The 26,622-nt window shown below is 47.4% G+C and carries 23 protein-coding genes; 10 read left to right on the forward strand and 13 right to left on the reverse strand.

Going from position 1 to position 26,622, the window contains the following annotated elements; genetic code table 11:
• Positions 1 to 37: 37 nt before the first annotated feature.
• The 3 genes from KIT90_RS01165 to fdhF form a co-directional block, all read right to left on the reverse strand.
• A complete protein-coding gene (locus KIT90_RS01165; RefSeq protein ID WP_027726579.1) occupies positions 38 to 409 on the reverse strand; it encodes a hypothetical protein in 372 nt (123 codons plus the stop codon).
• Positions 410 to 601: 192 nt separating this feature from the next.
• Entirely contained in the window at positions 602 to 1,528 is a 927-nt protein-coding gene (locus KIT90_RS01170; RefSeq protein WP_285374543.1) for an endonuclease/exonuclease/phosphatase family protein, read from the reverse strand.
• Between the two features lie 93 nt (positions 1,529 to 1,621).
• On the reverse strand, positions 1,622 to 5,860 hold the full coding sequence (fdhF, locus tag KIT90_RS01175) for a formate dehydrogenase subunit alpha (RefSeq protein WP_285374544.1): 4,239 nt from the start codon (positions 5,858 to 5,860) through the stop codon (positions 1,622 to 1,624).
• A 324-nt stretch (positions 5,861 to 6,184) separates the two neighbouring features.
• Here fdhF and KIT90_RS01180 point away from each other — a divergent pair, with 324 nt between their 5' ends.
• The 5 genes from KIT90_RS01180 to KIT90_RS01200 all read left to right on the forward strand — a co-directional run bounded on the left by KIT90_RS01180 (position 6,185) and on the right by KIT90_RS01200 (position 13,842).
• On the forward strand, positions 6,185 to 6,607 hold the full coding sequence (locus KIT90_RS01180; RefSeq protein ID WP_130545838.1) for a hypothetical protein: 423 nt from the start codon (positions 6,185 to 6,187) through the stop codon (positions 6,605 to 6,607).
• A gap of 135 nt (positions 6,608 to 6,742) precedes the next feature.
• Positions 6,743 to 8,134 carry a TolC family protein gene (locus KIT90_RS01185; RefSeq protein WP_285374547.1) on the forward strand — a complete coding sequence of 464 codons (1,392 nt, stop codon included), beginning with the start codon at positions 6,743 to 6,745 and terminating at the stop codon, positions 8,132 to 8,134.
• Positions 8,135 to 8,298: 164 nt separating this feature from the next.
• Entirely contained in the window at positions 8,299 to 10,017 is a 1,719-nt protein-coding gene (locus tag KIT90_RS01190) for an efflux RND transporter periplasmic adaptor subunit (protein ID WP_285374550.1), read from the forward strand.
• A gap of 2 nt (positions 10,018 to 10,019) precedes the next feature.
• On the forward strand, positions 10,020 to 13,199 hold the full coding sequence (locus KIT90_RS01195; protein WP_285374553.1) for an efflux RND transporter permease subunit: 3,180 nt from the start codon (positions 10,020 to 10,022) through the stop codon (positions 13,197 to 13,199).
• A 76-nt stretch (positions 13,200 to 13,275) separates the two neighbouring features.
• On the forward strand, positions 13,276 to 13,842 hold the full coding sequence (locus KIT90_RS01200; RefSeq protein ID WP_285374555.1) for a copper-binding protein: 567 nt from the start codon (positions 13,276 to 13,278) through the stop codon (positions 13,840 to 13,842).
• Positions 13,843 to 13,925: 83 nt separating this feature from the next.
• On the opposite strand, the gene KIT90_RS01205 is transcribed toward KIT90_RS01200, so the two are convergent.
• Positions 13,926 to 14,453 carry an autotransporter domain-containing protein gene (locus KIT90_RS01205; RefSeq protein ID WP_171305402.1) on the reverse strand — a complete coding sequence of 176 codons (528 nt, stop codon included), beginning with the start codon at positions 14,451 to 14,453 and terminating at the stop codon, positions 13,926 to 13,928.
• A 150-nt stretch (positions 14,454 to 14,603) separates the two neighbouring features.
• On the opposite strand from KIT90_RS01205, the gene KIT90_RS01210 reads away from it, so the two are divergent.
• A complete protein-coding gene (locus tag KIT90_RS01210) occupies positions 14,604 to 15,512 on the forward strand; it encodes a LysR family transcriptional regulator (RefSeq protein ID WP_285374558.1) in 909 nt (302 codons plus the stop codon).
• 109 nt (positions 15,513 to 15,621) lie between these two features.
• Here KIT90_RS01210 and KIT90_RS01215 read toward each other — a convergent pair whose 3' ends face one another.
• Both KIT90_RS01215 and KIT90_RS01220 read right to left on the reverse strand, forming a co-directional pair.
• Positions 15,622 to 16,152, reverse strand: coding sequence for a hypothetical protein (locus KIT90_RS01215; RefSeq protein ID WP_009706222.1), 531 nt, complete (start codon positions 16,150 to 16,152; stop codon positions 15,622 to 15,624).
• 110 nt (positions 16,153 to 16,262) lie between these two features.
• Positions 16,263 to 17,600, reverse strand: coding sequence for a ferric reductase-like transmembrane domain-containing protein (locus KIT90_RS01220; protein ID WP_285374560.1), 1,338 nt, complete (start codon positions 17,598 to 17,600; stop codon positions 16,263 to 16,265).
• A 212-nt stretch (positions 17,601 to 17,812) separates the two neighbouring features.
• Between KIT90_RS01220 and blaCARB the strand changes: the two genes are divergently transcribed.
• The 3 genes from blaCARB to KIT90_RS01235 all read left to right on the forward strand — a co-directional run bounded on the left by blaCARB (position 17,813) and on the right by KIT90_RS01235 (position 20,361).
• Positions 17,813 to 18,664, forward strand: coding sequence for a CARB/PSE/RTG family carbenicillin-hydrolyzing class A beta-lactamase (gene blaCARB / locus KIT90_RS01225; RefSeq protein WP_199482091.1), 852 nt, complete (start codon positions 17,813 to 17,815; stop codon positions 18,662 to 18,664).
• 129 nt (positions 18,665 to 18,793) lie between these two features.
• Positions 18,794 to 19,309: a TetR/AcrR family transcriptional regulator gene (locus tag KIT90_RS01230; protein WP_005435424.1), complete on the forward strand. Its 516-nt coding sequence runs from the start codon at positions 18,794 to 18,796 to the stop codon at positions 19,307 to 19,309.
• A 2-nt stretch (positions 19,310 to 19,311) separates the two neighbouring features.
• Positions 19,312 to 20,361 (forward strand): alcohol dehydrogenase family protein, encoded by a 1,050-nt coding sequence (locus KIT90_RS01235; RefSeq protein ID WP_306309978.1) that lies wholly within the window; start codon positions 19,312 to 19,314, stop codon positions 20,359 to 20,361.
• A 103-nt stretch (positions 20,362 to 20,464) separates the two neighbouring features.
• Here the strand turns inward: KIT90_RS01235 and KIT90_RS01240 are convergent, their stop codons facing one another.
• Positions 20,465 to 21,037: a GNAT family N-acetyltransferase gene (locus KIT90_RS01240; RefSeq protein ID WP_285374567.1), complete on the reverse strand. Its 573-nt coding sequence runs from the start codon at positions 21,035 to 21,037 to the stop codon at positions 20,465 to 20,467.
• A gap of 7 nt (positions 21,038 to 21,044) precedes the next feature.
• Positions 21,045 to 22,208, reverse strand: a complete 1,164-nt coding sequence (locus KIT90_RS01245; RefSeq protein WP_285374569.1) for a MerR family transcriptional regulator — start codon at positions 22,206 to 22,208, stop codon at positions 21,045 to 21,047.
• Positions 22,209 to 22,401: 193 nt separating this feature from the next.
• On the opposite strand from KIT90_RS01245, the gene KIT90_RS01250 reads away from it, so the two are divergent.
• Positions 22,402 to 23,055, forward strand: coding sequence for a DsbA family oxidoreductase (locus tag KIT90_RS01250; RefSeq protein ID WP_285374573.1), 654 nt, complete (start codon positions 22,402 to 22,404; stop codon positions 23,053 to 23,055).
• Positions 23,056 to 23,125: 70 nt separating this feature from the next.
• Here the strand turns inward: KIT90_RS01250 and KIT90_RS01255 are convergent, their stop codons facing one another.
• From KIT90_RS01255 to KIT90_RS01275, 5 genes are all read right to left on the reverse strand, one after another.
• Entirely contained in the window at positions 23,126 to 23,524 is a 399-nt protein-coding gene (locus KIT90_RS01255) for an NUDIX domain-containing protein (RefSeq protein ID WP_045394678.1), read from the reverse strand.
• A gap of 19 nt (positions 23,525 to 23,543) precedes the next feature.
• Positions 23,544 to 24,059, reverse strand: a complete 516-nt coding sequence (locus KIT90_RS01260) for a GNAT family N-acetyltransferase (protein WP_285374576.1) — start codon at positions 24,057 to 24,059, stop codon at positions 23,544 to 23,546.
• A gap of 127 nt (positions 24,060 to 24,186) precedes the next feature.
• The gene (locus KIT90_RS01265; RefSeq protein WP_285374580.1) at positions 24,187 to 24,549 is read right to left on the reverse strand and encodes a VOC family protein; all 363 of its coding nucleotides are present in this window, start codon (positions 24,547 to 24,549) and stop codon (positions 24,187 to 24,189) included.
• A gap of 115 nt (positions 24,550 to 24,664) precedes the next feature.
• Positions 24,665 to 26,071, reverse strand: a complete 1,407-nt coding sequence (locus tag KIT90_RS01270) for a cytochrome-c peroxidase (protein ID WP_285374582.1) — start codon at positions 26,069 to 26,071, stop codon at positions 24,665 to 24,667.
• A gap of 357 nt (positions 26,072 to 26,428) precedes the next feature.
• The gene (locus KIT90_RS01275; protein WP_005452601.1) at positions 26,429 to 26,581 is read right to left on the reverse strand and encodes a hypothetical protein; all 153 of its coding nucleotides are present in this window, start codon (positions 26,579 to 26,581) and stop codon (positions 26,429 to 26,431) included.
• Between the last annotated feature and the right edge of the window lie 41 nt (positions 26,582 to 26,622).

Consider the following 26,622-nt stretch of genomic DNA (forward strand, 5'->3'; position numbering starts at 1 on the left):
AGGCGTTTTTATTGAATCATAGTTTATCGTAGCGAGATCAGTAGTACTCACCCAGAGAACAATCATGCAGGTCTGAAATGCTATAACTTCTTAGCGAATTGATTTTGAAGTTGAAAACCACTTGTTTGCATACATTTCGACTGCGGTCGCTATAGGTAATGTAACCTTCGCTGTATGCACGTTTACCGCTGGTTGAGGTGATATCTGCGTTCAACTCCAGATGCGCCTTGTGCGCTTCTACACGTTCCATCATCTCATGTACGTCAAGCCACTCTTCACGGTTGGCCATTTGGATCAGCATCGATTCCGCCTGTGTTTCTAGCTTTTGCGGATAAACGTAAAAACGGTTATAGGCAAAATAGGCGCTCATTAAAATAAGTATTAACACTGCTGAGGTAGTTCTTGTCATACAAGTTGCCTCTTATCATTATGAATTTCTGCTTTTCTCTATATTCTCAGTATAGGAAGCGGATGGAGTTTAGGTTAAAGAATTCACCCAAATAACAACTTAAGGTCAGAGTCCGTCAATTCCATGACAAGCCACACCTCGATTTAACCTAATTCTAAATAACTAGACACTTTGCCAATAGAAAGCACTAACTCATTGCCCGATTAGAGTCGTCACCAACCTGTGATCAGAGCCATTCGGTTGATTTGTCGATGTTCTTGAGCAGATCATCCGATTTGAGCGTTCTGACTTAAGCCAGAGGTGATCAATCCCTATCATGGCGAAAGCAGGAACCGGCAAGCCTTTCACTGATGTTGGCCAACTGGCAACAGGTTGAGTTTGGAAACGAGAAAACAGCCCATTAAACCTAGGGCTTGCAGCAGAAAGATTGAAATCCCCTATCACGATCATTTCTGGTGTTGGGTACAAATCAGTAAGAGTTTCTATGGTTCGAATCAGTGCATTGCGGCGTTGCCATAACGGCTCTGTTCTTGGCGAGGGAGGATGCGCCGTCAGTAAAGTAATAGGGTTGTCCACTTGCCATGTTGCTCGAATCACCTCTTGACCATCTGGAGTGTGATAAATCGAAACTGGCTCCAAAGGATAACGGCTCAAAATCATCTGATTTGACGGGTAACCAACGCCGCGCTGGCCGCCATAATAGAAAGGATAAATATCGTCGAGAAGATGAAGCTTCTCCCCCACTTGAGGCGAGAGCTCTTGCATCACCACCAAATCCGCAGGGTGTTTAAGCAAGTAATTGATGAACTGATTGATGTCCGGATTTTCGTAGAACAGGTTGAATTGGACGATCGTCAGCGGATTTTCGCAAGTTTGATTGTTTGTGATTTGAGTGGGTAAGAGAAACGCAATAGAAGCGAAGCCGATTAAAGCAGAGAAAATGGCTTTCGCCCAGAGACGACAAACCAAAAGTACCAGAGTAAGCCCTAGGTAGACGAATAAAAGGAGAGCGGGAATCGAGGTTAGATTCTCCGCCCACCAAATATCATGATATTGCCTTGCCACCAGCCAAATTGAAGCGGGTAAAAACAACACAATCCATTTAATGACTCTTAGCACACGCACGGCTCATTTAGCGATTACATATCATAAGCTTATATGTAATCGCCCAACTCGCCAGTGCGCTGCTAACCTGTATCTAAACAGATTGGCCTAAATGGAATGAACCGCTTCCGCTGCAGGCTCTGTAAGTAGCGCTTTTTCGCTCACTTCGACTTTAACCGCAGCGACCTTGAACTCAGGGATCTTCGCATGCGGGTCAGTTGCCGTTGTCGTTAGGCGGTTGACTGGCGATTCAACAAAGTGGAAAGGAATAAACACCACACCTTTTTGAATCCGCTTAGTCACAAAGGCATCAATCTCAATGCTGCCGCGACGTGTAGACACCGTCAGACGCTGACCATTACTGATGCCAAGTGCCTCTGCGTCTTCCACGCTCACCATCGCACGAGGGCCAGCAAGATTATCCAACCCTTTGGTTTTGCGCGTCATGGTGCCAGTGTGGAACTGCTCAAGTACGCGACCCGTCGTTAACACAAGTGGGTACTCTTCATCTGGCAGCTCAGCCGCATAACGGAACGGTACACCCACCATTTGCCCTTTACCACGAGTAAACTGGGTTTGGTGCATGATGCGAGTACCCGCAGGGTTGTTCTTGTTGCTAGGCCATTGCACACCGTTTGGCGTAATGGCATCCCAACGAAGACCCGCGTATTGAGGTGTCACACGTGCGATTTCGTTAGTGATATCAGACACGCAGTGGTAATCCCAATCACTGCCCATGGCATTGGCGATTTCTTGGATAATCCACCAATCTTCTTTCGCTTCACCCGGCGCCGTGACAACCGGATTCACACGCTGAACACGACGCTCCGTATTGGTGAAGTGACCCGCTTTCTCTGCAAATGAGCAAGAAGGCAAAACCACATCCGCGTATTGCGCGGTTTCCGTTAGGAAGATGTCTTGAACTACCAAGAAATCGAGCGCTTCTAAACCTTCAATCACATGCGCTTGGTTCGGGTCACTCAACACTGGGTTCTCACCCATGATGTACATACCACGAACGTCACGATGGCAAGCCGCATCAATGATTTCTGTCAGGGTTAAACCTTGCTCAGAAGGCAGATTTGGTGCGTTCCATTCAATCGCAAACTTCTGACGCACAATTGGGTTGTATACCTTTTGATAGCCCGGGAAGCTGTTTGGCAAAGCGCCCATATCACACGCGCCTTGCACGTTAGATTGACCACGTAGCGGGTTAATACCACCACCTTCAATACCGATGTTGCCACACAGCAATTGCAGGTTAGCGATAGAACGCACGTTGTCATGACCTGTCGTGTGCTGAGTGATACCCATCGAGTAGTAAACAGCCGTACGATCTGCCGTACCGATCATGCGCGCCATTGCTTGAATGTCTTCAGCTTTAACGCCCGTAACCAACTCCACTTTATCGAGGTTGTAAGCTGGCGACATTACTTCTTGCAACAAGGTATCAAAGCCGTCGACACGTTCTTCGATGTACTCTTGATCGTACCAACCGTTCTTGATGATCTGCTGCATGACGCCATTTAGGAGCATCACATCCGTACCCGGACGGTGCGCCATATACAGCTCAGCATGCTCTGCCATATCAACACGTTTCGGGTCAGCCACAATCAAACGAGCACCGTGGTGACGAATTGCTTGTTTGATATGTGAAGCGATGATCGGGTGCGCCGATGTGGTATCCGAACCAATAATGAAGATCACATCCGAGTGCTTAATGCTTGGAATGTCGTTGGTCATTGCACCACTACCCAGTGACGCCTCAAGACCGGTTACACTCGATGCGTGACACAAACGCGCACAGTGGTCGACATTGTTAGTGCCCAGTTCACGACGGACAAATTTTTGGAATGCGTAGTTGTCTTCGTTAGTGGTTTTCGCTGAAGAGAAACCCGCCAATGCGTTGCTGCCAAAATCTTGCTTGATGCCAGAGAACTTGTTCGCAATCAGTTGAATCGCCTCTTCCCAACTTGCAGGCTGCAACCAACCGTCTTTACGAATCAATGGCGTGGTAAGACGTTCTTCACTGCCAATGAAATCAAAACCAAAGCGCCCTTTCACACACAACATGCCTTGGTTCACCGGCGAGTCTCCGCCTTTGACGTAACGAATCGTGTTGGTTGCTTCGTCCACGAACATGGTCAACTTACAGCCTACACCACAGTATGTACAAATGGTGTCGACCGCTTTCAGATCTTCAGTACGGCCTTGCGAACGGTCACGACTATCGACCATTGCGCCCGTTGGACACACTTGAACGCACGCGCCACATTGCACGCAGTTCGAATCACCCATTAGGGTTAAGCCATTCTTGTTACTTCCAAAGTGTGGACGATCGTCAGGACGTAATGCCGGACGACCTTGTTTATCGCACACGAAGTTCAGTACACCGTGTACGGCTTTGTCGCGGCACGCTTGGATGCACTGACCACAGCTAATACAGCGGTTAGCATCAAACTCAATAAACTCAGAACTGCGGTCAACTTCGTACTTATGACGCAAGTCTTTCGCACGAAGATCTAACCAATCTTGGTGTGATTTAATCTGCAAGGAGAAGTCAAAGCTTTGCTCAGCTTCATATTCGGTGGAGTAATCACGCAGCGCACAATCGGTATTTGCCTGACAGCCACATTCAAGGCAGCGTGCCGCTTCCTGCATCGCTTCTTCGTTATCAAAGCCCAACTCCACTTCAGCGAAGCTTTGCTCGCGTTGTGCTGGAGTCAGCTCAGGCATGATAGATCGAGCGACTTTCTGGATGTTCTCGAAGTGAAGCGGATCGACATGAGAGAGTTTCTTCTCTTTGCGCGAATTGAACGCCGCCTTTGGCATGTCTGCCATATCGCCATTCAAAAACAGATCAATGGCTTTTGCCGCAACGCGACCATCACCCACGGCTTCAACTGCCGTTGCAGGACCACGGCGGAAATCACCAATACTGAAGATGTTGCCCGTGCCGGTGTGCATGGTCTTTTCATCTGCATCGGAGGTGTTCCAACGCGTAAGCGGAATCGACAAATCTTCACCTTCGAGGAAGCTCAGATCTGGCTTTTGCGATACTGCCGCAATCACGGTGTCGAACTCTTCGGTGAAGAACTCGCCGGTTGGTTTAGGGCTTCGACGACCAGATGCATCCGGCTCACCCAACGCCATGCGCTCTAGACGAATCGCACTCACACGTCCGGTTTCATCGGCAAGGTTTTCTGCAGGGTTGGTCAAGAAGTGGAATTTCACCCCTTCGTGTTCCGCTTCGACAATCTCGTAGTCTTCTGCCGGCATTTCGTCACGTGTACGACGATAAATCAACGTGGTGTCGGCACCAGCGCGACGCGCAGTACGAGCACAGTCAATTGCCGTGTTACCACCACCGATAACCGCGACTTTTTGACCCGTTACATAGTTTTGCTCAGTGACGTAATCTTTAAGGTAATCAACGCCTAAGTAGCAACCTTCAAGGTCACTGCCTGTGTAATGCATTTCAACCGCTTGAGACGCACCGACAGCCAAACACACTGCGTCGTATTCTTCGCTCAATTGAGAAAGCGTGAAATCCACACCTAGCTTTTGATTGGTGTGAACTTGCATGCCATTGCGGCACATCAGTTCGATTTCTTTATCGAGAATGTCTTTTGGTAAACGGTATTCTGGAATACCGTAACGCAACCAACCGCCCGCTTTTGGCATGGATTCAAAGACCGTAACGTCGTAGCCTTCGTTCGATAGGTAGTAGCCAGCTGTCAGACCACCAGGACCACTGCCGACGACGGCAATGTTCAAACCTTTGCTTGGTTTCTTTTCTGGTACGTAGGCTCCATGCGCAGACAAATCCGCATCCGCGGCATGACGTTTTAGCTGACGAATTGCAATAGGCTCATCGACTAACGAGCGGCGACATTCACTCTCACAAAATGCCGGGCACACACGGCCAATCGATAGCGGCATAGGAAGCGTACGCTTAATCACTTCAATCGCTTTTTGATGATCGTTCTGTGCGATGTGATAAAGGTACGATTGGATATCCACGCCCGCAGGACACGCGGTTTTACATGGCGCTTCACAATCGGCGTAATGGTCCGTCATGATGCGGTTGAGTGCTTTTCTGCGGTGCTCGCTTAATTGTTCTGATTGCGTGACCACATTAAGGCCGCGGTAAACTTCGAGTTCACACGCACGCTTAGTACCGCCGCTTTCGACTTCAACCACACACAAGTCACACGGTACTTTTTCATTACTTTTGTTCATTCCGCACAGCGATGGGATCTCGACCCCACACACTTTTGCTGCTTCTAAAAGGGTTAGACCCTCTTCTACAATTCTATATTTTCCATCGATGACAATTTCTATCATGCAACCCCCGCAGCAAAGCAAATCCAAATCTGCACAAGTAAAACCATGCATTCTATAAGGATAATCATTTGTAAGACAAGTTAGTGTGATGTAAAACTTATAAACCACATTTTTCACGTGTCATAAAAAGCGAGGGCTTCTTTCGCTAACTTTCAACACTCGGTGTTTAACAAACGTTTTACTCCCTCGAAAGTGCGAAAACTGAAGGGGTGGACTATTTTGATAATAAGAGTAATAAATGATTGACCTTACCCTTAGGTTAACCTTTAGAATCGAAGGGTTTTCATCATTTTCATCATTTTCATCAAACACATGGGAAAGGGTATGCACTTAAAATCGCTGCATACAATCTGGTTAACTCTCTTCACGACGCTAGTACTATTGGTATCTAGTGTGGCGAACAGTGAGCCGTTGATGAATATTCAAATGATGTCTACTGGCATGGCTCACCATCCTTCTATGATGAGTGACAGCGAACACTGCGGTATGCCTGGCATGATGGACGTCTCCATGAATGACGCTTCTATGTCCGAAGATGGCGATGCAAGAGAAACCAGCATGAACTGTGGTGGAGGCTCCGGCATGGTTCATACCTGCTGTACTGCCGCGTGTACGATAGTTTTCGTCCCCCTACCGAATCCTATCAATAGCCCAATGCCCGTCGTCTATCGCGCAACTATTACTCCTGAAGTTGCTTCCCCAGTCGTACACGTCAGCCGCGACCTGTACCGACCTCCTATAGCCTAAATCCATCCTAGCATTCGACCCTGCGCGTGTATCGCAGGTTGTTTTAATGCGCCTGAACGATGAGGTAACAAGGCTTTACTGTTCCCGCAATAAAATCCGCACCTCCATCGATCCGGCGAACACTGGATTTAGATTATGGATATCAAACCATACCGCTTAGCTGCACCTATTTTTATGGTGGCTCTGGTCGCTGCGCCTACCTTGGTTAACGCCGCAGGAAAAGAGACGCACGCAGCGCAAAATTCCGCATCAAGTGAGCGAGCTTCAACGACCAAGCTTGCCCAACTGATCAACGTCGCTTTGAGTAACGATGGCAATCGTAAGCAATACTCTGCGCAATCTGCTGCCATGCGTGAAACGGGCGTCGCGAGTGCGACCTTGATGGACCCAAAACTGAAAGTGGGTTTTGGTGGCTTGCCTGTCGACAGCTTCAAATTCGATGAAGACCCAATGACCAACATCTCCGTTGGTTTAATGCAACAGTTTGAGCGTGGCTCTACGCTTGATTTACAGCAGAAGAAAGCCAATCAACAAGCTGACGGCCTTGGACTTCAAGTTCATGCTCGTGAGCTTGAGGTAGCCAACAGCATGACTCAACTTTGGTTAGAGCTTGGTTACCAGCAACGCGCTGAGCAAATCATGCTTGAGAATCGCAAGTTGATGAAGGAGATGGAAAGCTTTATTCAAACCAACTATTCGATTGGTAAGAGTGAAGCGCAAGATCTGCTCAACGCCCAACTTCAAGTCAGTAAATTGGATGAGAAACTGCAAGCCAACGCACAAATGCAAAATCGTCTTATCTCTCAACTCTCCGAATGGTTGGGGTCAGATTGGTTGGCAAACGAACAGGCTCTGCACGCGAGCAATCAACTTAATTGGGACACACTGAACAGCAAACTTGCTGCGAGTCAGGGTTCCACCAAGCATTATCAGCAACTCAGCCAACACCCGATGGTTAAGATGGCCGACGTCAGCATTTCTGCCAATAAAACTCAGGTGGAAATTGCTGAGCAAGCCTACAACCCACAATTTGGCGTCGAAGTAATGTACGCCTACCGCCAAGCCGACAACATGATGGGTGAGCCCGCCTCTGATTTGGTTAGCGCTTACCTCACCATGGACATTCCACTGTTCACAGGTGACCGCCAAGATCGCAATCTCGCGGCCGCTCAATACCAAGTTGGCGCGGCACAATCGCAAAAAGACACCTTACTAACGCAGATGAATGCCAAGGTGAACACTTTGCTGGTTGATCGCGGCAACTTAACCCAACGCTTAGAACGTTATCAATCCACCTTATTGCCTCAAGCGAAAGCGCGCATTCAAGCCGTTGAGCGGGGTTATCAAAACAACACAGCGCAGTTTAACGATGTGATTTCTGCCACGACTGACGAGTTGGCTCTGCAATTAGAGCAACAACGTCTGCTGACCGATCTCAACATCGCAAACAGCAATTTAGCCACCCTACTCGGTGGTTTCGACTATCAAGTGGCTTCACCGGAAGCTCGCTCTATCTCGACATATTAATTTGTGATTCCCCAAGACAGTTGGGGCTACAGCTAGGCGGCAAACGAGAGAATCCCATGAGCACTTTCCCTAACAAACTAAGGGATCTTCTATGTGACTTGGGTGAACGAGAGCAGGCAACAACGCTGTAGCGTCAAATGTGAAGGGAAAAATAAGGTAAAACAATGAAAACATTAAAGATTGCAACCATCGCGCTGATTGTTGGTGGTGCTTTAGGGTTTGGTGCTAATCATTTTCTTACGGGCTCGGCTCACGACATGAGTGCGATGGGTGGCGAATCTGCTGTAAGCTCTAATGATCCGCTTTACTGGGTTGCCCCAATGGATCCGAATTACAAACGTGACAAACCGGGTAAATCCCCAATGGGCATGGATTTGATTCCGGTTTACGCAGAAGACCTATCCGGTGAACAAGACGCACCGGGTACAGTGACTATTGACCCTTCAGTAGAGAACAACCTCGGGGTTAAAACCGCAAACGCGACACTACAGCAGTTGTCACCACGTATCGAAACGGTTGGCTATATTGCCTTTGATGAAAGTCTGTTATGGCAAACCAACGTTCGTGTGGCGGGTTGGGTAGAGAAGCTTTACATCAATGCTGTGGGTGAGAAAGTGAAGAAAGGCGATGTGCTTTTCACGCTCTACTCTCCAGAACTGGTTAAAGCACAAGAAGAATTGCTGAACGCTTACCGCACTGGCCGCAAAGGTCTTGTAAAAGGGGCGACCGAACGCTTGGTAACACTTGGTGTTGACCGTGCTCAAATCAAATCCATTACTCGTAGTGGTAAAGCATCACAAACAATTGAAATTAAAGCGCCTGCTGATGGCGTTATCGCGAGCTTAAACGTGCGTGAAGGTGGCTATTTATCCCCTGCTCAAGCGGTGATCAGTGCAGGTCCTTTGGACAATGTTTGGGTTGATGCTGAAGTCTTTGAGCGTCAAGCACACTGGATGAAAGCGGGTTCTCAAGCCACGATGACCCTTGATGCGATTCCGGGCAATGAATGGCAAGGTGTTGTCGATTACGTGTACCCAATCCTTGATCCGAAAACACGTACGTTGCGTGTGCGCCTTAAATTCCCTAACCCAGATGGCGCATTGAAGCCAAACATGTTCGCCAACATTGCCCTTCAGCCTGTCACTGACGACGCAGTATTAACGATTCCTAAATCATCTGTTATCCGCTCTGGCGGTATGACTCGCGTTGTTCTGGCGGAAGGTGATGGCAAATACCGTTCTGCTCGAATTGAAGTTGGCCGCGAAGCTGGCGAACAAATCGAAGTATTACAAGGGCTTAAACAAGGCGATAAGATCGTTACTTCATCTCACTTCATGCTCGACTCTGAATCAAGCCAGTCGGCGGATCTGTCTCGCATCAATGGTGTAGAAGCAGCGGCAGAAACAGCATGGGCCAAAGGTGAGATCACAGACGTTATGAAAGATCACCGTATGCTGACCATCAACCACCAGCCTGTACCAGAATGGGATTGGCCGGGCATGGTAATGAACTTCACTTTCGCAGAGGGCGTTGAAATGGGTGACTTGAAAAAAGGTCAGGCTATCGAATTTGAAATGCAAAAGACAGAGTCCGGTCAGTACCAAATCATCGACTATAAGGCAGACAACAGCGTCATTGCAGCTGAAGTTTGGCTGACTGGTGACATCACAATGCTGATGGCTGATTTTGGCATGATTACCTTAAACCACCTACCGGTTGCAGAATGGAACTGGGATGCGGGCGAGATGAACTTCTCTGTCGGTGAAGACGTTGATCTATCGGGTTTTGAAGAAGGACAGAAAGTTCGGTTTCTAGTTGAAAAACAAGGATCTGACTACGTTCTTAAACAGCTAGTTCCTGTAACAACAGCCGTCGAGGGTTAATTATGATCAATGCTATTATTCGTTGGTCACTGAGCAACCGATTCCTAGTGTTGGTCGCGACCTTAGCCCTTGTATTAGGCGGACTTTACAGTGTAAAGAATACGCCTGTTGATGCGATTCCGGATCTTTCTGATGTGCAAGTGATCATCAAGACAAGCTATCCGGGGCAAGCTCCTCAAGTCGTTGAGGATCAAGTTACTTACCCACTCACCACCGCCATGCTTGCCGTGCCGGGTGCTGAGACAGTTCGTGGCTACTCTTTCTTTGGTGACTCTTACGTTTATATCATTTTCAACGATGATACCGACATGTACTGGGCACGTTCACGCGTGTTGGAGTACTTAAGCCAAGTAGCACCAAAGCTGCCACCGAACGCAAAACCAACCTTAGGTCCTGATGCAACGGGCGTGGGCTGGGTTTACAGCTACGTATTACAAGACAAAACCGGCAAGCATGATTTGGCAGATCTTCGCAGCCTGCAAGACTGGTTCTTGAAGTACGAATTGCAAACCGTTGATGGCGTTTCTGAAGTCGCTACCGTCGGCGGTATGGTGAAGCAGTATCAAGTGCAGATTGATCCTGCCAAGCTGCGTGCTTACAACCTCACTCTGCAACAAGTGAACATGGCAATCCAAAACGGTAACCAAGAAACCGGCGCGTCTGTTATCGAAGTGGCTGAAGCAGAGCACATGGTTCGTACCACGGGTTACCTAACCAGCATTGAAGACATCAAGTCACTGCCGCTAAAAGTCACTGAGAAAGGCACGCCGTTGCTACTAGGGGACATCGCAGACATTAACCTTGGCCCACAAATGCGCCGTGGTATCTCAGAGCTGAATGGCGAAGGTGAAGCGGTAGGTGGCGTTATCGTGATGCGCTTTGGTGAAAACGCCAGTGAAGTGATTGCGAAAGTCAAAGACAAGCTAGCAGACCTACAACGCAGCCTGCCAGAAGGCGTGGAAATTGTAGCAACCTACGACCGCTCTACCCTTATCAATTCAGCGGTAGAAAACCTATGGAAAAAGCTTGCAGAAGAGTTCATCGTCGTTGCGATTGTGTGTGCGTTGTTCCTGTTCCACATTCGTTCTTCATTGGTTATCGCTCTGAGCCTACCGGTTGGCATTCTCACTGCGTTTATCGTAATGCATTGGCAAGGCATCAACGCCAACATCATGTCCCTTGGTGGTATCGCGATTGCCATCGGTGCCATGGTAGATGGTGCAATCGTGATGATTGAAAACGTTCACAAGCACATTGAACGAACACCACTGACCGACAAAAACCGCTGGCAAGTAATAGGTAAAGCCGCAGAAGAGGTCGGCGCACCGCTGTTTTTCTCATTGCTGATCATCACTCTTAGCTTCGTACCAGTGTTCGCCTTAGAAGGCCAAGAAGGCAAGATGTTCTCGCCACTTGCTTTCACTAAGACTTACGCCATGGCAGCGGCAGCAGGTTTGGCAATCACACTCGTGCCTGTTCTTATGGGCTACTTCATTCGCGGTAAGGTGTTACCGGAACACAAAAACCCAGTTAACCGTGGTTTGGTCGCGTTGTACCGTCCGCTGTTGAACACCAGCTTAAAATACCCTAAGAGCATGATTGTTATCGCATTAGGTCTGATGGCGTCGGCTTACTACCCTACCAGTAAACTGGGTAGCGAGTTCATCCCGCCACTGGATGAAGGCGACTTGATGTACATGCCAACGACCTATCCGGGTATCTCAATTGGTAAGGCGCGTGAGCTTCTACAACAAACCAACAAGCTGATCAAAACCGTTCCAGAAGTGAAAACCGTATGGGGCAAAATTGGCCGAGCTGAGACCGCAACCGATCCAGCGCCACTCACCATGATTGAAACCGTGATTCAGTTGAAGCCACGCGACCAATGGCGTGAAGGGGTAACAACCGAGTCACTGCGCAAAGAGTTCGACAAGCTGGTTCAGTTCCCTGGTCTTACTAACGCTTGGGTAATGCCGATCAAAACGCGTATCGACATGTTGGCAACGGGCATCAAAACCCCTATCGGCATTAAGATCGCCGGACCTGATCTGAAAGTGATTGAGAAGATCGGTTCTCAGCTAGAGCCAATTCTTAATGGCGTACAAGGCACGGCATCGGTTTACGCAGAACGTGTAGCAGGTGGTCGTTATGTCACGATCGACATTAAACGTCGTGCAGCAGCGCGTTACGGCTTGAGCATCAAAGACGTTCAGCAGGTGATCTCCACTGCGGTGGGCGGCATGAATGTGGGTGAAACCATCGAAGGCTTGGAGCGTTACCCAATCAATGTTCGTTACCCACAAGACTACCGAGATTCAGTGGTTAAACTGCAAAACCTACCGTTAGTGACACCAAATGGTGCTCGTATTGCACTGGCTGACGTAGCGGACATTCGTTACGAAGATGGCCCTCCGATGATCAAGACAGAAAACGCGCGTCCGAATGGCTGGGTATTTGTCGACATCGATGGTCGTGACCTTGGCTCTTACGTCGTGGAAGCACAGCAAGTCGTGGCTGATCAATTGGAACTTCCTGCGGGTTACTCGCTGGCTTGGTCTGGTCAATACGAATACATGGAGCGTGCGAAAGACCGCTTGAGTGTCGTGGTACCGATCACCATCGCCATCATTATGCTGCTGCTTTACTTTAGCTTCCGTCGCGTTGGCGAAGTAATGATCATCATGCTTACGCTACCACTCGCTATGGTTGGTGGTTTGTGGCTCATGCATATCCTCAACTACAACTTCTCGATTGCCGTTGGGGTCGGCTTTATTGCCCTAGCAGGCGTCGCGGTTGAGATTGGGGTCATCATGCTCGTCTACCTCAACCAAGCATGGCACTACAAAAAGCTGGATGCGGAAGAGAGCCAACAGAAGCTTGAGGTGAAAGACCTAACCGATGCCATTCGTGAAGGTGCAGGCCTGCGTGTCCGCCCAGTAATGATGACGGTACTGACGGTCATTATTGGTCTGATTCCGATCATGTACGGCGAAGGTACAGGATCAGAAGTAATGCAACGCATCGCCGCACCAATGATTGGCGGTATGGCATCGGCACTGCTGCTGACGCTGTTGGTACTTCCAGCCATCTTCAAGCTGTGGAAACAACGTGAGTTGCGTCATAGCAATGCGACTAATCACCAAGCTAGCACTCAAGCTAGTGATGTAAACAACAACGCTTAATCCCTACCTTCCCCTCAATCAATTCGTTTGAGGGGAAGCAACCAAGTTATTAATGAATTAAAACAAGGATATAAAAATGAAAAAGACACTAATCACTCTTGCTCTAGTCCTAACAACAACGACTGCGTTTGCCCAAATGGATCATTCAAACATGGACCACGCGAACATGGATCATAGCAACATGAAGCATGAAAATATGGACCACGGCAGCATGAAGATGGACCACAGTAAAATGGACCATTCAAACATGATGGATATGCCGGGCATGTCGGCAGTAGGTATGCCAGCAAAAGGGGCAAAGCCAGACAAGGTGGTACACGTTATCTTGGGTGATGACATGACTATCAAGTTCAAAAAAGACGTTAAAATTGAGCCAAACGATGTGGTGCAATTTGTTGTGATGAACACAGGTAAGATCAACCACGAGTTTACGATTGGTTCTGCCAAAGAGCAGTTAGAACATCGCGAAATGATGAAGACAATGAGCGGTGATCATATGCACGACTCGGGCAACTCTGTGACGGTCGAGCCGGGCAAAGCGAAGCAGTTGTTGTGGCATTTCCACGGTGACAACAAGATTGAGTTCGCGTGCAACATTCCGGGCCATGCAGAAGCAGGCATGACAAAGAACATTACGCTGTAAATCGTACTTGAACACAACAAAAAGGAGCTGACATTTCAGCTCCTTTTTTCTCTCTGAATCCATGCTTTCTAACTGATATCGGCTCAGAAGTTATAGGCTGCCATAACTCGAACCGCCATCTCATCCTCCTCCGATAAGCTGATGTCCTCGTCAATTTTGTAGCCTTCAACAATAAGTCCAACGCTGGCAATATCGACTTTGACACCTAAGGTTGGTTCAAAGTTGTTTTGGCTGTCTGTGTCGACATACTCACCCGTCTCTTCTTCAAAATACTCAATCTCGACATTGTTGTAATTCAACCCGATACGCGGCGTTATCGCCAACATGTCATTCACGCGAATCTCGTAGCCCAAAGCAGTATGTAATCCCCAAACTTGCTTCTCTGCCCAATGCGTACCAAAGTGCTCTTGCTCACCGCTGTCTATCGGTGCATTGAAGCCGAGTGACCAATTGATATTGGGTAACACTTCTGCGCCCATCTCTACACTCAAGACCTCATGCTCATCCAAAAACGTTACGCCACCGGCGATAAAAGGTTCTCTCTCTTCTGCAAACACTGGAGCACTAAGCAAGAGCACCAAAATGAATAAGCCAACCAGATCTTTAAGCATGACACCTCCGAGCAATGAATACGTCGATTTACCACTCTCAGAATACGTGGATTACGTGCGCATTTTTGACGGTTAAGAAGCTCAAATTTGAACCTTTGAACACCACACAATGTCGTAACCAACGACGTAAATTTATGCTTAAGGCGCTTTGTGAAACACTCCATAGACCTCAACCTGTATCGCTTTTTAAACCTGATTTTTGAACAGAAGTCGTTGCCCAAGGTGTGCCATACGCTCGATATCAGCCGAGCCACGTTTAATCGCCAGCTGGCTGACTGCCGTGAGCTATTTGGCAACGAGCTGTTCATTGCTAATAAAGGGCTGTATTTCCCGACTCTGTTTTGTAGCCAGCTCATGAACATTATCGAGGAACCGTTAGAACAACTGGAGTCTGCTCAAACTCAAGTCAACGTTCTTGAAGCCGCTACGCAACCGACCCAATTTCGCTTTTTTGTACCAAACCCTCTTAGCGCTATTCTCACCACACCGTTACTCGAATTGCTCAGCCAACACGACAATATCGCTGATTTCTCGATGGTGGATTGGAATCTTGAAGGCATCGAATTTCCAAAAGCAGGCTCACTTGCCGTCGGTATTTCTGGCTACCCTTCTGTTATGAATGAACGCGTGGTTGAGCGGAAAATCGGTGAGCTTGGTTTGTATCTCTATACCTCGCAGAACAACCCGCTTTGGCAACGAGAGCATATTGATATTCAACGCCTGCAAAATGAAAAATTGGTGCGAGTGTCGATGGGCGCACTGGATGACGCCATTTACTATGAGAGGGTGAAGCGACAACTTGGGTTTGCTTTGGAAAGACGCTTAACCGTGCCATCGGTTCATGCCGCTTTGGATTGGTTGATCAAAACCGATTATGTTCTGATTTGCTTTGCGCTGCCCGATTCGGCTTTGCCGCAAGGCATCAAGAAGATTCCGTTGATTCAGGATAACGCTCAGATGTTCTTTGATATCGGCTTGCAGTTTCACCGTGGCTATTATCAACATCCAACGATAGTGAAATTAGAAAAGCACCTATCCGATATTCTCAATGATTTATAACGTCAATGGTCATCGCGATACTGGACATACAAAAAAGCCGCCCGGTACAGGCGGCAAACAAGCAGTATGTGCAATAAAACGATAAAAATATAAAGGTCGATGAAAAACGTTAGAAGTTGAAGCTCAACGTAGCGCGAACCACATCTTCTTCAAATTCTTTACCATTGATCGGGTTAACCGCTGAGTCGTTGATCTTACCGTAATCAACCGTTAGGCCGACCATACGCCAGTTAACCGTACCGCCAACAGAAGCGTAAACGCTATCAATGTTCATGCTCTGGCCAGAGTGAGTGCCACCATTGATATCAACGTCCGCATTAAAGTAGTTGATACCAAGCTTAGGAATGATATCGAACTCAGCAATTTCAAAGCGGTAACCAATGTTCGCGTACATACCCCAAGCGTCTTGATCGTTCTTTACGGGCATATCAATTGCGTCAGAGCCAACAAAAATACCACCACCGGTGACAATGTTGTTACCCACATCGCGGCTGTAACCCAAGGTGTACATTTCGTGGTCGCCAACGAAGGTCGCACCCGCTTCAATTGAGTTGTTGCGGCCTTCTGCCAATGCGTGGCCAGAAGCGGTCACAGTTGCCAATGTTGTTAGCGCTAGAATGCGTTTTGATGTGATAGTCATCTTTACTCTCTCGGTTTGGATTTGCTTATTACCCTACCCATTTCTGAATATCGAAATTGAGGCTTAAAAAGCTCACCGCTGAGCTAACTTATGACTAACAATCTTGACACTTAGCGCATAATAAATAGCTCTTCGTGATAACTCTGCTCAATATTAAATTGATGCGCATCTAGCTCTTTTTTCAGTGTTTTTGAGAAAGCTTCTGGTCCACAGAAGTACATTTCATACTGGTTCAAATCACCACACTGAGCCGCAATACGTTCAGCATTCAAACGTGGCGATTTCATGGTATCTATCACATGCAGTTTGACGCTTGCTTGATGCGCTAAGTGCCAAAGTTCATCAACCAACTGACCGTCGATACCACGACTGCAGTAAAACAAATGAACGTCGCTAGTTTGCGCTTGCGCTTGCGCTTTCAATGCTTCCAAAGCGGCAAAGAAAGAAGCAATCCCTACCCCACCAGCAATCCAGATTTGAGGTTTCTCTAAATCAAATTCCAAACGTCCGTAAGGCCCCTCAACCATTACCGCATCGCCCGCTTTTACGCGCTCATACAAGCCGGTAGTAAAATCGCCGAGCTCTTTGATTAAGAAACGCAATTCATCACTTTCACTGCTAGAGACGATAGTGAACGGATGGGCATCTTCATCACCAAAACGCAAGTAAGCAAATTGCCCCGCCTTGTGCCCTGACCAAGACGCATTTGGTTTGACGACCAATTCCATCACTTCAGCTTGAGGGAAGTAACGTGTCGACACTACAACCGCAGAATGTTTGTTACGACGACCAACAAAGCCAAACAAACTGTAAAGTGCAGCAATCGAGCCCACAACTGCGAATGCTACTGTGAGATAGTAAACAGGCTCGCCCCAATACGCGCGTTTGAGCAGCAGTACGGAGTGAATCGCGATCAGCAAATACGCCACCGACATAAAGCGGTGCGATAGTTTAAAGGGTTTGTACTTCACAGCGCCCCATAGAGAAACCACCAGCAAAACCAACAGCATGTAGAAGCCCCACTCACCCATGCCTTGAGCAAGGTCGCGCAGACCATGAATCCAAGCCTCGATTCCAGAGAGGTTACCCTCCGGCCCTGCACCTGTGTGTTTCTCCGGTCTTACTAATACGCCAGACATGACTAGCCACTTCGGCACTTGATACCAAAGCCAGTGCGCAAGACCTAATGCAACGCCACCAATGCCGAGCCATTTATGCACTCGATACGCTTTGTCCATGCCGTGTAGCCAGTTTTCAACCACAGGAAGACGCATTGCCAACACCATGGTGATCGACATCAGCATCAAAGACAGAATGCCTGAATATTGGATCATGGCAGATCGCCATTCAAACACATTGGTAGAAGAGAAAAGCTGCGGTTCCATCGCAAACCATAATACGGACATCGCGGCGATCATTGCCCAGATGAGATTGCGGAATGTTTTCATGATTGGTTACTCGGTTAATCGACAACTTTACTTTAGCGCTTCACATGTAAAGCAACGTCAATAAGAGTAAAAGCGGGTAAAGCTCGACATATGCAAGGATTCCTACAGAAAAAAGACAAGAATCTAACAGTCATTAGAGTATTCACTCGTTATAGTTCCGGCTAAATTCGCCAAGGTGCGAACTGGAATAAATAACACTAAGAAAATCAATAATGAAAAAGCTATTTCTGCTACTCGGATTGTTAGTCTGTTCGAGTGCAACGTACGCCGCCAAACTGAATGAAGACCTCTCCGCAATTGAAGACCACATTACGGGTCGTATTGGTGTTTCTGTTTGGGATACGCAAACAGATGAAAAGTGGGATTATCGTGGCGACGAGCGCTTCCCAATGATGAGCACCTTTAAAACGCTGGCGTGCGCAACCATGCTGAAAGATATGGACAGCGAAAAGCTTGATAAAAACGCCACCGCGAAAGTCGAAGAGCGCAACATGGTGGTGTGGTCACCTGTCATGGATCGAATGGCAGGCCAAACAACCCGTATTGAACATGCCTGTGAAGCCGCAATGTTGATGAGCGATAACACCGCCGCCAACATTGTTTTACGCAGCATTGGCGGCCCGCATGGCGTAACCAGATTCTTGCGTTCGATTGGTGATAAGGCCACTCGTCTTGACCGTTTTGAACCAAGATTGAATGAAGCAAAACCGGGCGACAAGCAAGATACAACAACGCCTAACGCCATGGTAAACACTCTACACACCTTGCTAGAAGGCGATTCGTTATCTTACGAGTCGCGCATTCAATTAAAGATATGGATGCAAGACAACAAAGTCTCCGATTCTTTGATGCGCTCGGTGTTGCCAAAAGGCTGGTCGATTGCCGATCGTTCTGGTGCTGGCGGGTTTGGCTCGCGTGGTATCACGGCCATGATTTGGAAAGAGAATCATAAACCGGTTTACATCAGCATTTACATTACTGAGACCGATTTATCGTTACAGGCGCGCGACCAAGTCATCGCTCAGATTAGCCAGTTGGTGTTGGACGAATACAAAAATATTTAACGCTAACTTTATGATTTTAAACGGAGCTTTCGGGCTCCGTTTTTTTATGTCTGCGATCTTGGTTGACACGGGTAGAACGATCGCTCTACTCTAAAAGTAGAACATTCATTCTACCCATGAGAAGACGCTATGTTGAAAGAACAGATCGCCGCCAGTTTAGAACAAGCTTTTAGCGAGCTTGGATTTGCAGAGCCGAGTGTGGCACAGCTCAAGACGGCCTGTGGCGTTAGCCTACGCACCTTGTATAAGCATTACCCATCGAAGGAAGACATGATCGTGGCTGCGTTAGAACACCGCCACCAACGCTACTTAAACTTCCTGCTGGATAACTCGCCACAAGCCGGACTAGAAGCGACTCAGCACGTATTCAACAAGCTCAAACAATGGATGGAAGACTACGCACCGCATGGTTGCATGTCGATGAACGCGATTGCGGCATTTCCCGAGCACGACATCATCAACCAAACCGTGAAAGCACACAAAGAAGACGTTCGACAATTTTTGGGTAAACAGAGCCTTCGCCAAGACCTTGCCACGCAGCTGTTCTTACTGCACGAAGGCGTCTCCAGCGCTTGGCCGGTACTGGGTAACGAGGCTCTGAACTCTGCGCAACAAGCTGTTTTAAGATTGCTAAAGGAAGATTAATCATGACAACACTACCAACCACAATGAAAGGTGTTCTATTGACCGGTCACGGCGGACCAGAAATGTTGGAATACCGCCAAGATATTCCAGTCCCAACACCAAAAGAGAGTGAAGTGCTGATTCGCGTATCCGCGGCAGGCGTGAACAATACCGATATCAATACGCGTATTGGCTGGTATTCAAAAGGTGACAACGATAGCGAGGACGCAAGTTGGAGCGGCAATGCACTGGTTCTCCCGCGTATTCAAGGCGCTGACGTCTGTGGCGAGATCGTTGCTGTTGGCAGTATGGTAGATGAACGCCGCATAGGTGAACGCGTTCTGATTGAGCCTTGCTTAAGCGATGTAAATGGCGAAACCATTAATCCACCTTGGTACTTTGGCTCAGAATGCGACGGTGGTTTTGCAGAATACACCGTGGTCTCAGCTAAGCACGCCTACCAGCTAAAGACGGATTTGACTGACGTTGAACTTGCGTCTTTCCCATGTTCGTATTCAACGGCAGAAAACATGCTCACGCGCTCTCGTGTTGCCAAAGGAGATCGTGTCCTGATTTCTGGTGCTTCCGGTGGTGTGGGCTCTGCAGCGATTCAACTCGCCAAAGCGCGCGGTGCCAGCGTTATTGCCATTACAAGTCCAAGCAAAAATGAACAAGTTCTGGAGTTGGGCGCAGATGAAGTCGTGCCACGTAATGCAAATCTTGTTGAAGCGCTTGGCAATAACAGCGTCGATGCGGTTATTGATTTGGTTGCTGGCGACCAGTGGCCACAGTTCCTTGAAGTCTTGCGCCCGAAAGGTCGTTACGCGGTATCCGGTGCCATTGGCGGTGCGATGGTTGAGCTAGACGTGCGCACTCTGTACCTCAAAGATCTCAGCTTCTTTGGTTGTACCGTCCTTGAGCCCGAAGTGTTTGGAAACTTGGTTCATCATATTGAACAAGGCAACATCAAACCGTTGGTCGCACAGACGTTCCCACTTGAGGACATCAACCAAGCACAAACGGCATTCCAAGAGAAGGGCCACGTAGGCAAGATGGTCCTTACCGTGAAGTAATACCTATCTCTACACTGACAGGACACAAAAAGCCCCTCAGCAAGTTCATCGTAGAGGGGCTTTTTCGTTCAGGTTAGATCGACAATTGCCGGAGCTTAATGGGTTACCAGTAAGCAGGACTATCCAAACCTTGCACGCAAGAGGATGTGCCTTGGATTGGCGTCAATTCACCTACAAGTGATTGTGCCAACCAACCATGTGGGAAGCTCAAAGTATGAGGCGCTTTGAATTGCGCTTCCGTCACTTGTTGGAAACCAACGCGCGAGTAGAAGTTAGGGTCGCCGTAGGTAAACACCAACTCGATGCCTTGTTGTTTCAAGTGTTCAAGGCCAAAGTTGATCAGGGCTTGTCCTACACCTTTGCCTTGGCACTCTGTTAGTGTTGCCATTGGCGACAATAAGTAACCCACTTCACCATTCTCAAAGCGTAACGGTGTAAACAACACGCCTGCAATCAAGAGTTCACCTTGTTTCGCAACAAAGCCTTTCAATTCTTGCTCTGGCGTTGTAGTTAACAAATCACCGACGAGTAAGCCAATGGTTTTGCCTTCTGCTTCGCCTTCAGAATCAGAAAAGGTTTGAGTAAACAAAGCGATCATCTCGCTGCTCATGCCTCTCTCATATTGAGAAAGTGTGTAGTTAGATTTTTGAGTATTTTGATTTGTTGTTTCGTTCATTTTTCTATCAATCTTTTTGTAAGATATACATCTGATACGCTACTTCATTACCACGGCGTTTAACGATATCTAATTCAACTTGTATGTCTTTTAATGCTTGTGATGCTGGCATCTCAGCTTTCAAACTCTGCACACGCTCATCTAAAGGAACGTAGTAGTTATCCCATGCCTGCTGGCTAATTGGGAACGTCTCTAACACTCGGTAGCCTGCTGCTTTCGCCTGCGCAATACGCTTCTCGACACTGCCCACATCTGGGTATTCTTTTTGCCAGAACGCCACCGTATCTTCGCTTGGTGTATCCGTATTCCATACCAAATCGCTCACCACTAAGATACCGCCGTCTTTAAGCAATGGGCGCCATGCTTTGAATGCGTTCTCCACACCCATGATGTAAGCACTGCCTTCCGCCCAAATTAGATTGCTCGTCCCATCGGCAAATGGCAGTTCTGTCATGCTCGCACACACCGTGGTGATATTGTCATTTAAGCCAAGAGCCTCCGCTTTGCCTTGTAGGCGTTGCAAAGACGGCTCGTCGTTATCAACCGCTGTGATGTGTGCATGTTTTGCCAAAGTACGAGTCGCAATGCCCTGCCCACACCCGATTTCCAATATTTCATCAGGTTGAGTTGGTAATAGGCTCAATGCTTTCAACGTATCTTGCTCTGAACCAGGCCCCCAGAACTCCAAGGCTTCATATACGCGGAAGAAGTCCGCCATGTAGTCGTCGTGAGTATTCATATCTTTTGATAACCAACGTAAGTGAAGGGCTTCTTTCTCGCTAAAACCTTGCGTCATCAGCCATTTCAAGTGCGCATCCGGCGCGACTTCATCCAACGATTCATGCCAATCGGTTAACGGTGTTTCACCAAGCAGCGCCGCCAACAACTGGCGCGACTTCTGCTTTTGTTCAATCTCCTCATCGAGCTGTTTGAGTCTATCCAGCATCAACTGGCGATCTACTTTGGCTTCCAAACAGGCTTTACACTCCTTGAGCGTCAGTCCGCCACTCTGCAATTGCTGGATCAAACGCAAGCGTTGTAGATCCGCATCGCTATACGCGCGGTAGCCGTTGCTTAACCGTTGCCCTTTAATGAGCTCAATCTTCTCGTAATAGAGCAATGTGGTACGAGACAAACCCAGCATCTCTGCCAGTTCCGATATCCGATACATGTAATTTTCCTCAGCGCCGATGAAAGCATCTTAAACTGTAGAGTTATAGACAGGTCAATATGAATTGTAGAAAAAGATACGCTGAAAGATAAAACGCGGTGAGAAAGCATCAGGTTACTAAAAGGTAACTGGTTGAATTCGCACTCTTGGTCTCCATATCCAATTTATAACTCGAAAAAGTAAGGTCTGTTTTATGGAATCAGTAATCAAAATCGACGTAGTGTCAGATGTGGTTTGCCCTTGGTGCATCATCGGCTACAAACGCTTAGAACAAGCAATTCAAGAACTAGGATTGGAAGACAAAATTGAGTTGGAATGGCAACCGTTCGAGTTGAACCCAAACATGCCAGCAGAAGGTGAAAACCTACGCCAACACCTAGCGAAGAAATACGGAACAACGCCGGAAGACAGCGTTCGTGCACGCGATAACCTGACTAATCTGGGTAAAGAAGTGGGATTCGACTTTGACTACTTTGATGACATGAAGATGGTCAATACGCGAGATGCACACGTACTGCTGCAGTGGGCGGAGCAATTTGGTAAGCAAACTGAACTGAAGTTAGCCCTGTTCGCGGCGTTCTTTGGTCAACGCAAAGATGTCTCTGACCGAAGCACACTGGCAGCGATTCTGACTGACATTGGTTTAGATGCAAACATGGGCATCGCCACCCTAGACGACGCAAGTAATGCTGACTCTATCGAGTATCAAGAAAGCCAATGGCATCAACTTGGCGTGAGCTCAGTACCAACAGTGGTGTTCAATATGGAAAGTGCTGTGACTGGCGCTCAACCAGTTGAAGTCTTCAAGCAGATCCTGAGCGAATACGCAGAAAAACTGACTAAGTAAAAGCTCATAAGAAAACGCCCACAATACGGTCGCATTGTGGGCGTTTTCGTATTCTGCTAGAGGTTTAGTGTTATTTCACTAATCCTTGTTCAACCAAGCTTGGGAACACCTCATTGCGGAAAATCGTGCTTATGGCGATGTCATCCACGTTTGAAGAATCTACCCATAGGCACTCTTCGATTTCGTTACTGGCAACCACCTCGCCCGAATAATCATTAACGAAGAACACATCCATGACCAAAGTAATGCCGTCTTTATCGTGTGCAGGCGCTTCAAAGCGACCAAACAGCGTCAATGCATTTTCCTTCACGGCAATGCTCACTTCTTCTTGAAGTTCGCGACATAACGCTTGCTCTGAAGTTTCGCCACTATCCAGTTTTCCACCCGGCGCATAGAAGGTGTCTTTGCCTTTTGAGCGCAACACTAACAACGCGCCGTCTTTGATGATGATACCTGCTGATTTGTGCATCTTGCTTTCCTTCTAGGCGCTAGAGAAACTTCTCGATCATGACTTCATTGATGTATTGGCCGTTAACCTTGGCGTGCTTCTTAGCGGTACCAACCACTTCAAAGCCATGTTTTAAATACGTTGCGAGCGCGTTGGGGTTGTCCTCTCGGACATAAGCAAACAACTTTTCATAGCCTTTGGATTTAGCATCAGCAAAGGTGGCAGTAAACAGCGCTGAAGCGACACCTTGTCGGCGACATTTGGCATCAACGAACGTACCGATAATGCCGACATGCGCGAATGCCTTGGTATAACTGGCGAAAGGCTCTACGTTTTGGAAACCGAGCACGGTGCTGTCTTCCTCATCCGCTTCTTTTACCTTCAATGCCACATTGAACACACCCGTTTCAGGAAAGCTTTCAATGAAGCCTTCTTCCTCTTCTGGGGTGAAGATGGTATCAAGGATCGTGTATAAGCCCTCTTCTATGATGGGATTGAGAACTTCGGTAATGCCTTGAGCGTGCTGATTTTTTGCCTTTGTGACGACAACTTTCATAGTATTTTTCGTTCTTTTTATAGGGATGAAATAGGAGCTCGATTATCTTCTATCTTGATCGTAAAACCAATGACCTAGCGATCGTTCGATCAGTAAATACCCATTGACTCATCCTATAGTTAACGTCCTATAAATAAACCACCGCTTCGATGTTGTTACCATCGGGATCATAAAAAAACACTGCGTAGTAATTTGGCGCATAGTGTTCACGCAAACCTGGCTCACCATGACAAGTAAAACCAGCCTCAATACCCGCTTTATGAAAGGCCTCGACGGAAGCCTTGTCATTCGCTTTAAACGCAATGTGGCAAGGGGCGCTTTGACCACCCTTTTCTATCAGGAAGCGCGTATTGGCTTCACCAACTAATCCAAAGCCTGCCGCTGCTTCGTCCGACCATTTTAGCTCAATGCCCAGAGAGGTAAGCACCTTGGAGTAAAAAACGACACAGGCGTCAAAATCCACAACCTTAATTTCAAAATGATCAATCATATCTATCCCTACTTGATTGAATTTGTTCCATAAAAAAGACCACCTTAATCAAAGGTGGTCTCGATTGCGAAGTCTATCGTTTTATCGGTGATAAACTTGTCGGTAATGCCTCAGCTTAACTTAAAGGACGACCTTCATAATCACCCGTCAGTGTTTTCAAGAACGCTTTGATGGCATCCACTTCTTCATCCGACATTTCCACTCCGACTTGGTATTTACCCATGTCGTAGATAGCTTTTTCTAGCGTATCAGCATGTCCATCGTGGAAGTATGGCGGTGTCAGTTCAATGTTACGCAAGGTTGGCACTTTGAACTTGTGCTTGTCTTCTTTGTTGCCAGTGAAGTTGTAACGACCAAGGTCTGCATCCGTCATATCAGTACCACGCTCAGCGAAGTAGTCCGCTTTCATGCCCATGGTTTCAAACGTTTCACCACCCATCGCTTCACCTGCGTGACAGGTTTGACAATCGTACTTCTTGAACAACATCAAACCGTATTTCTCGTGCGAGTCCAGCGCCTTTGTATCACCCATCATGTATTGGTCGAAGCGGCTGTTTGGTGTGGTTAGGGTTTTCTCAAACTCGGCAATCGCATCCGTGATGTTGTTGCCATTAATCTCACCTGAGTAAACCTTTTTGAACATCGCAACCATTTCTGGATCTTGGCTTAACTTATCGACGATTTCATCCCAATCCATAGAGCCCATTTCAATCGGGTTAAACGGAGGACCACCCGCTTGGTCTTGTAGATCCGCGGCACGACCATCCCAGAATTGCAGCTTGTTGTACACAGCATTAAACACGGTTGGCGCATTGATGCCACCCACTTGGCCATGAATACCAACAGACGTTACGAGTCGGTCCACGCCGCCTGTATCAAGGCTATGGCATGACGCACATGAGACACTATTGTCTCCTGATAGTCGCGTGTCGTGATAAAGCACCTTACCCAGTTCAGCCTTGTCTGCATCGGTTTCGAACGTGGTGTAAATTGGTTGTAGAACTTTGGTTTTACGTTCTTCAGATACCGGAGACTGTGCATGACGCTCTGCACGCTTCTCACGAATCCACTTCAATAAGGTGTGTTTTTCGTCTTTCGACATGCTCGCTGACCAGTGCATAGTCAGGTAGATCGCTGGCGGCATTGAGTCGTCGTAAAGCACCTTCTCAAGACGAGCAAGTGCCACTTCAGAAACAGGATCATTCTGCTTCACGTCGCCAAACAGATTGGTCATATCAAAGTGACGCATGGCCACCTTCACATCCGCTTCCATGATCTGTTTCGCCACTGGCATTTCTGAGTAGAAAGGCATTTCGCTGTTTGGTGTATGGCAATAGCCACAACCTTTATCCGCCAACACCTTCATCGCTTGATAATCCAGCGTAGATTGGTCTAGCGAACTAAATTTCGCCAGATTTTGTTGAGCTACATTTTTATCGTCTTGGTTCACCATGTAAACGGTGCCGAAGTAAGCCACCAAGCCTGCTCCCACGATCCCTAGTGTTATTTTCTTTTTATTCATCACTGTTCCCCTAAATCAGTTGGGGCGAAAGTTATTGAAATGCCAATATTTTTAAAAATGGGAAAAAGGAATAGATATTAATCGAATATTTAGATGAGCAACGAATTTAACATCTAAACTTTATAAAAACAGACACTTGCGGCAACAAGTGAAAAATACAACATAAAAACAACAACTTAAAACCGGAACTTTTATTGATATGAGTCAAAAATGACGGAGACGACAATATATTAACCAAACATATTAAATTTGATTAAAAATAATTCAGTTCGAAATAAAGTAGGAATTTAGGAAGGAATTGTAGGCACAAAAAAAGGCAGCTCGGGAGCTACCTTTTTAGCAAGTCAGCAAATGTAATTATGCTTTCTTAAGATCTTTAGCTGGGTAAGTTAGTGTCTTTTCGCCAGCTTTAACGTGTGCGTAAAAACCGCCGCTGCTTAGACCTGTAACAACCATTTCGCCTAGTTCGATACCTTTAGTAGCTACTACTACGTCACCGATTGAAAACATATTTAATACCTTGTTTCTGTAGATTATGACCTTAAGTCGTT

Origin of the sequence: Vibrio sp. B172a (assembly GCF_030248355.1) — a bacterium.
In the GTDB taxonomy this organism is placed as follows: Bacteria; Pseudomonadota; Gammaproteobacteria; order Enterobacterales; family Vibrionaceae; genus Vibrio; species Vibrio owensii.

What these genes read in the sequence shown, in the direction of transcription:
- KIT90_RS01215 (WP_009706222.1), bottom strand. Translation starts at nt 16,152, where the DNA reads ATGACTATCACATCAAAACGCATTCTAGCGCTAACAACATTGGCAACT.
- KIT90_RS01195 (WP_285374553.1), top strand. Translation starts at nt 10,020, where the DNA reads ATGATCAATGCTATTATTCGTTGGTCACTGAGCAACCGATTCCTAGTG.
- KIT90_RS01260 (WP_285374576.1), bottom strand. Translation starts at nt 24,059, where the DNA reads ATGAAAGTTGTCGTCACAAAGGCAAAAAATCAGCACGCTCAAGGCATT.
- KIT90_RS01245 (WP_285374569.1), bottom strand. Translation starts at nt 22,208, where the DNA reads ATGTATCGGATATCGGAACTGGCAGAGATGCTGGGTTTGTCTCGTACC.
- KIT90_RS01240 (WP_285374567.1), bottom strand. Translation starts at nt 21,037, where the DNA reads ATGAACGAAACAACAAATCAAAATACTCAAAAATCTAACTACACACTT.
- KIT90_RS01220 (WP_285374560.1), bottom strand. Translation starts at nt 17,600, where the DNA reads ATGAAAACATTCCGCAATCTCATCTGGGCAATGATCGCCGCGATGTCC.
- KIT90_RS01180 (WP_130545838.1), top strand. Translation starts at nt 6,185, where the DNA reads ATGCACTTAAAATCGCTGCATACAATCTGGTTAACTCTCTTCACGACG.
- KIT90_RS01235 (WP_306309978.1), top strand. Translation starts at nt 19,312, where the DNA reads ATGACAACACTACCAACCACAATGAAAGGTGTTCTATTGACCGGTCAC.
- fdhF (WP_285374544.1), bottom strand. Translation starts at nt 5,860, where the DNA reads ATGATAGAAATTGTCATCGATGGAAAATATAGAATTGTAGAAGAGGGT.
- KIT90_RS01270 (WP_285374582.1), bottom strand. Translation starts at nt 26,071, where the DNA reads ATGAATAAAAAGAAAATAACACTAGGGATCGTGGGAGCAGGCTTGGTG.
- KIT90_RS01190 (WP_285374550.1), top strand. Translation starts at nt 8,299, where the DNA reads ATGAAAACATTAAAGATTGCAACCATCGCGCTGATTGTTGGTGGTGCT.
- KIT90_RS01205 (WP_171305402.1), bottom strand. Translation starts at nt 14,453, where the DNA reads ATGCTTAAAGATCTGGTTGGCTTATTCATTTTGGTGCTCTTGCTTAGT.
- blaCARB (WP_199482091.1), top strand. Translation starts at nt 17,813, where the DNA reads ATGAAAAAGCTATTTCTGCTACTCGGATTGTTAGTCTGTTCGAGTGCA.
- KIT90_RS01250 (WP_285374573.1), top strand. Translation starts at nt 22,402, where the DNA reads ATGGAATCAGTAATCAAAATCGACGTAGTGTCAGATGTGGTTTGCCCT.
- KIT90_RS01165 (WP_027726579.1), bottom strand. Translation starts at nt 409, where the DNA reads ATGACAAGAACTACCTCAGCAGTGTTAATACTTATTTTAATGAGCGCC.
- KIT90_RS01275 (WP_005452601.1), bottom strand. Translation starts at nt 26,581, where the DNA reads ATGTTTTCAATCGGTGACGTAGTAGTAGCTACTAAAGGTATCGAACTA.
- KIT90_RS01230 (WP_005435424.1), top strand. Translation starts at nt 18,794, where the DNA reads ATGTTGAAAGAACAGATCGCCGCCAGTTTAGAACAAGCTTTTAGCGAG.
- KIT90_RS01265 (WP_285374580.1), bottom strand. Translation starts at nt 24,549, where the DNA reads ATGATTGATCATTTTGAAATTAAGGTTGTGGATTTTGACGCCTGTGTC.
- KIT90_RS01255 (WP_045394678.1), bottom strand. Translation starts at nt 23,524, where the DNA reads ATGCACAAATCAGCAGGTATCATCATCAAAGACGGCGCGTTGTTAGTG.
- KIT90_RS01200 (WP_285374555.1), top strand. Translation starts at nt 13,276, where the DNA reads ATGAAAAAGACACTAATCACTCTTGCTCTAGTCCTAACAACAACGACT.
- KIT90_RS01185 (WP_285374547.1), top strand. Translation starts at nt 6,743, where the DNA reads ATGGATATCAAACCATACCGCTTAGCTGCACCTATTTTTATGGTGGCT.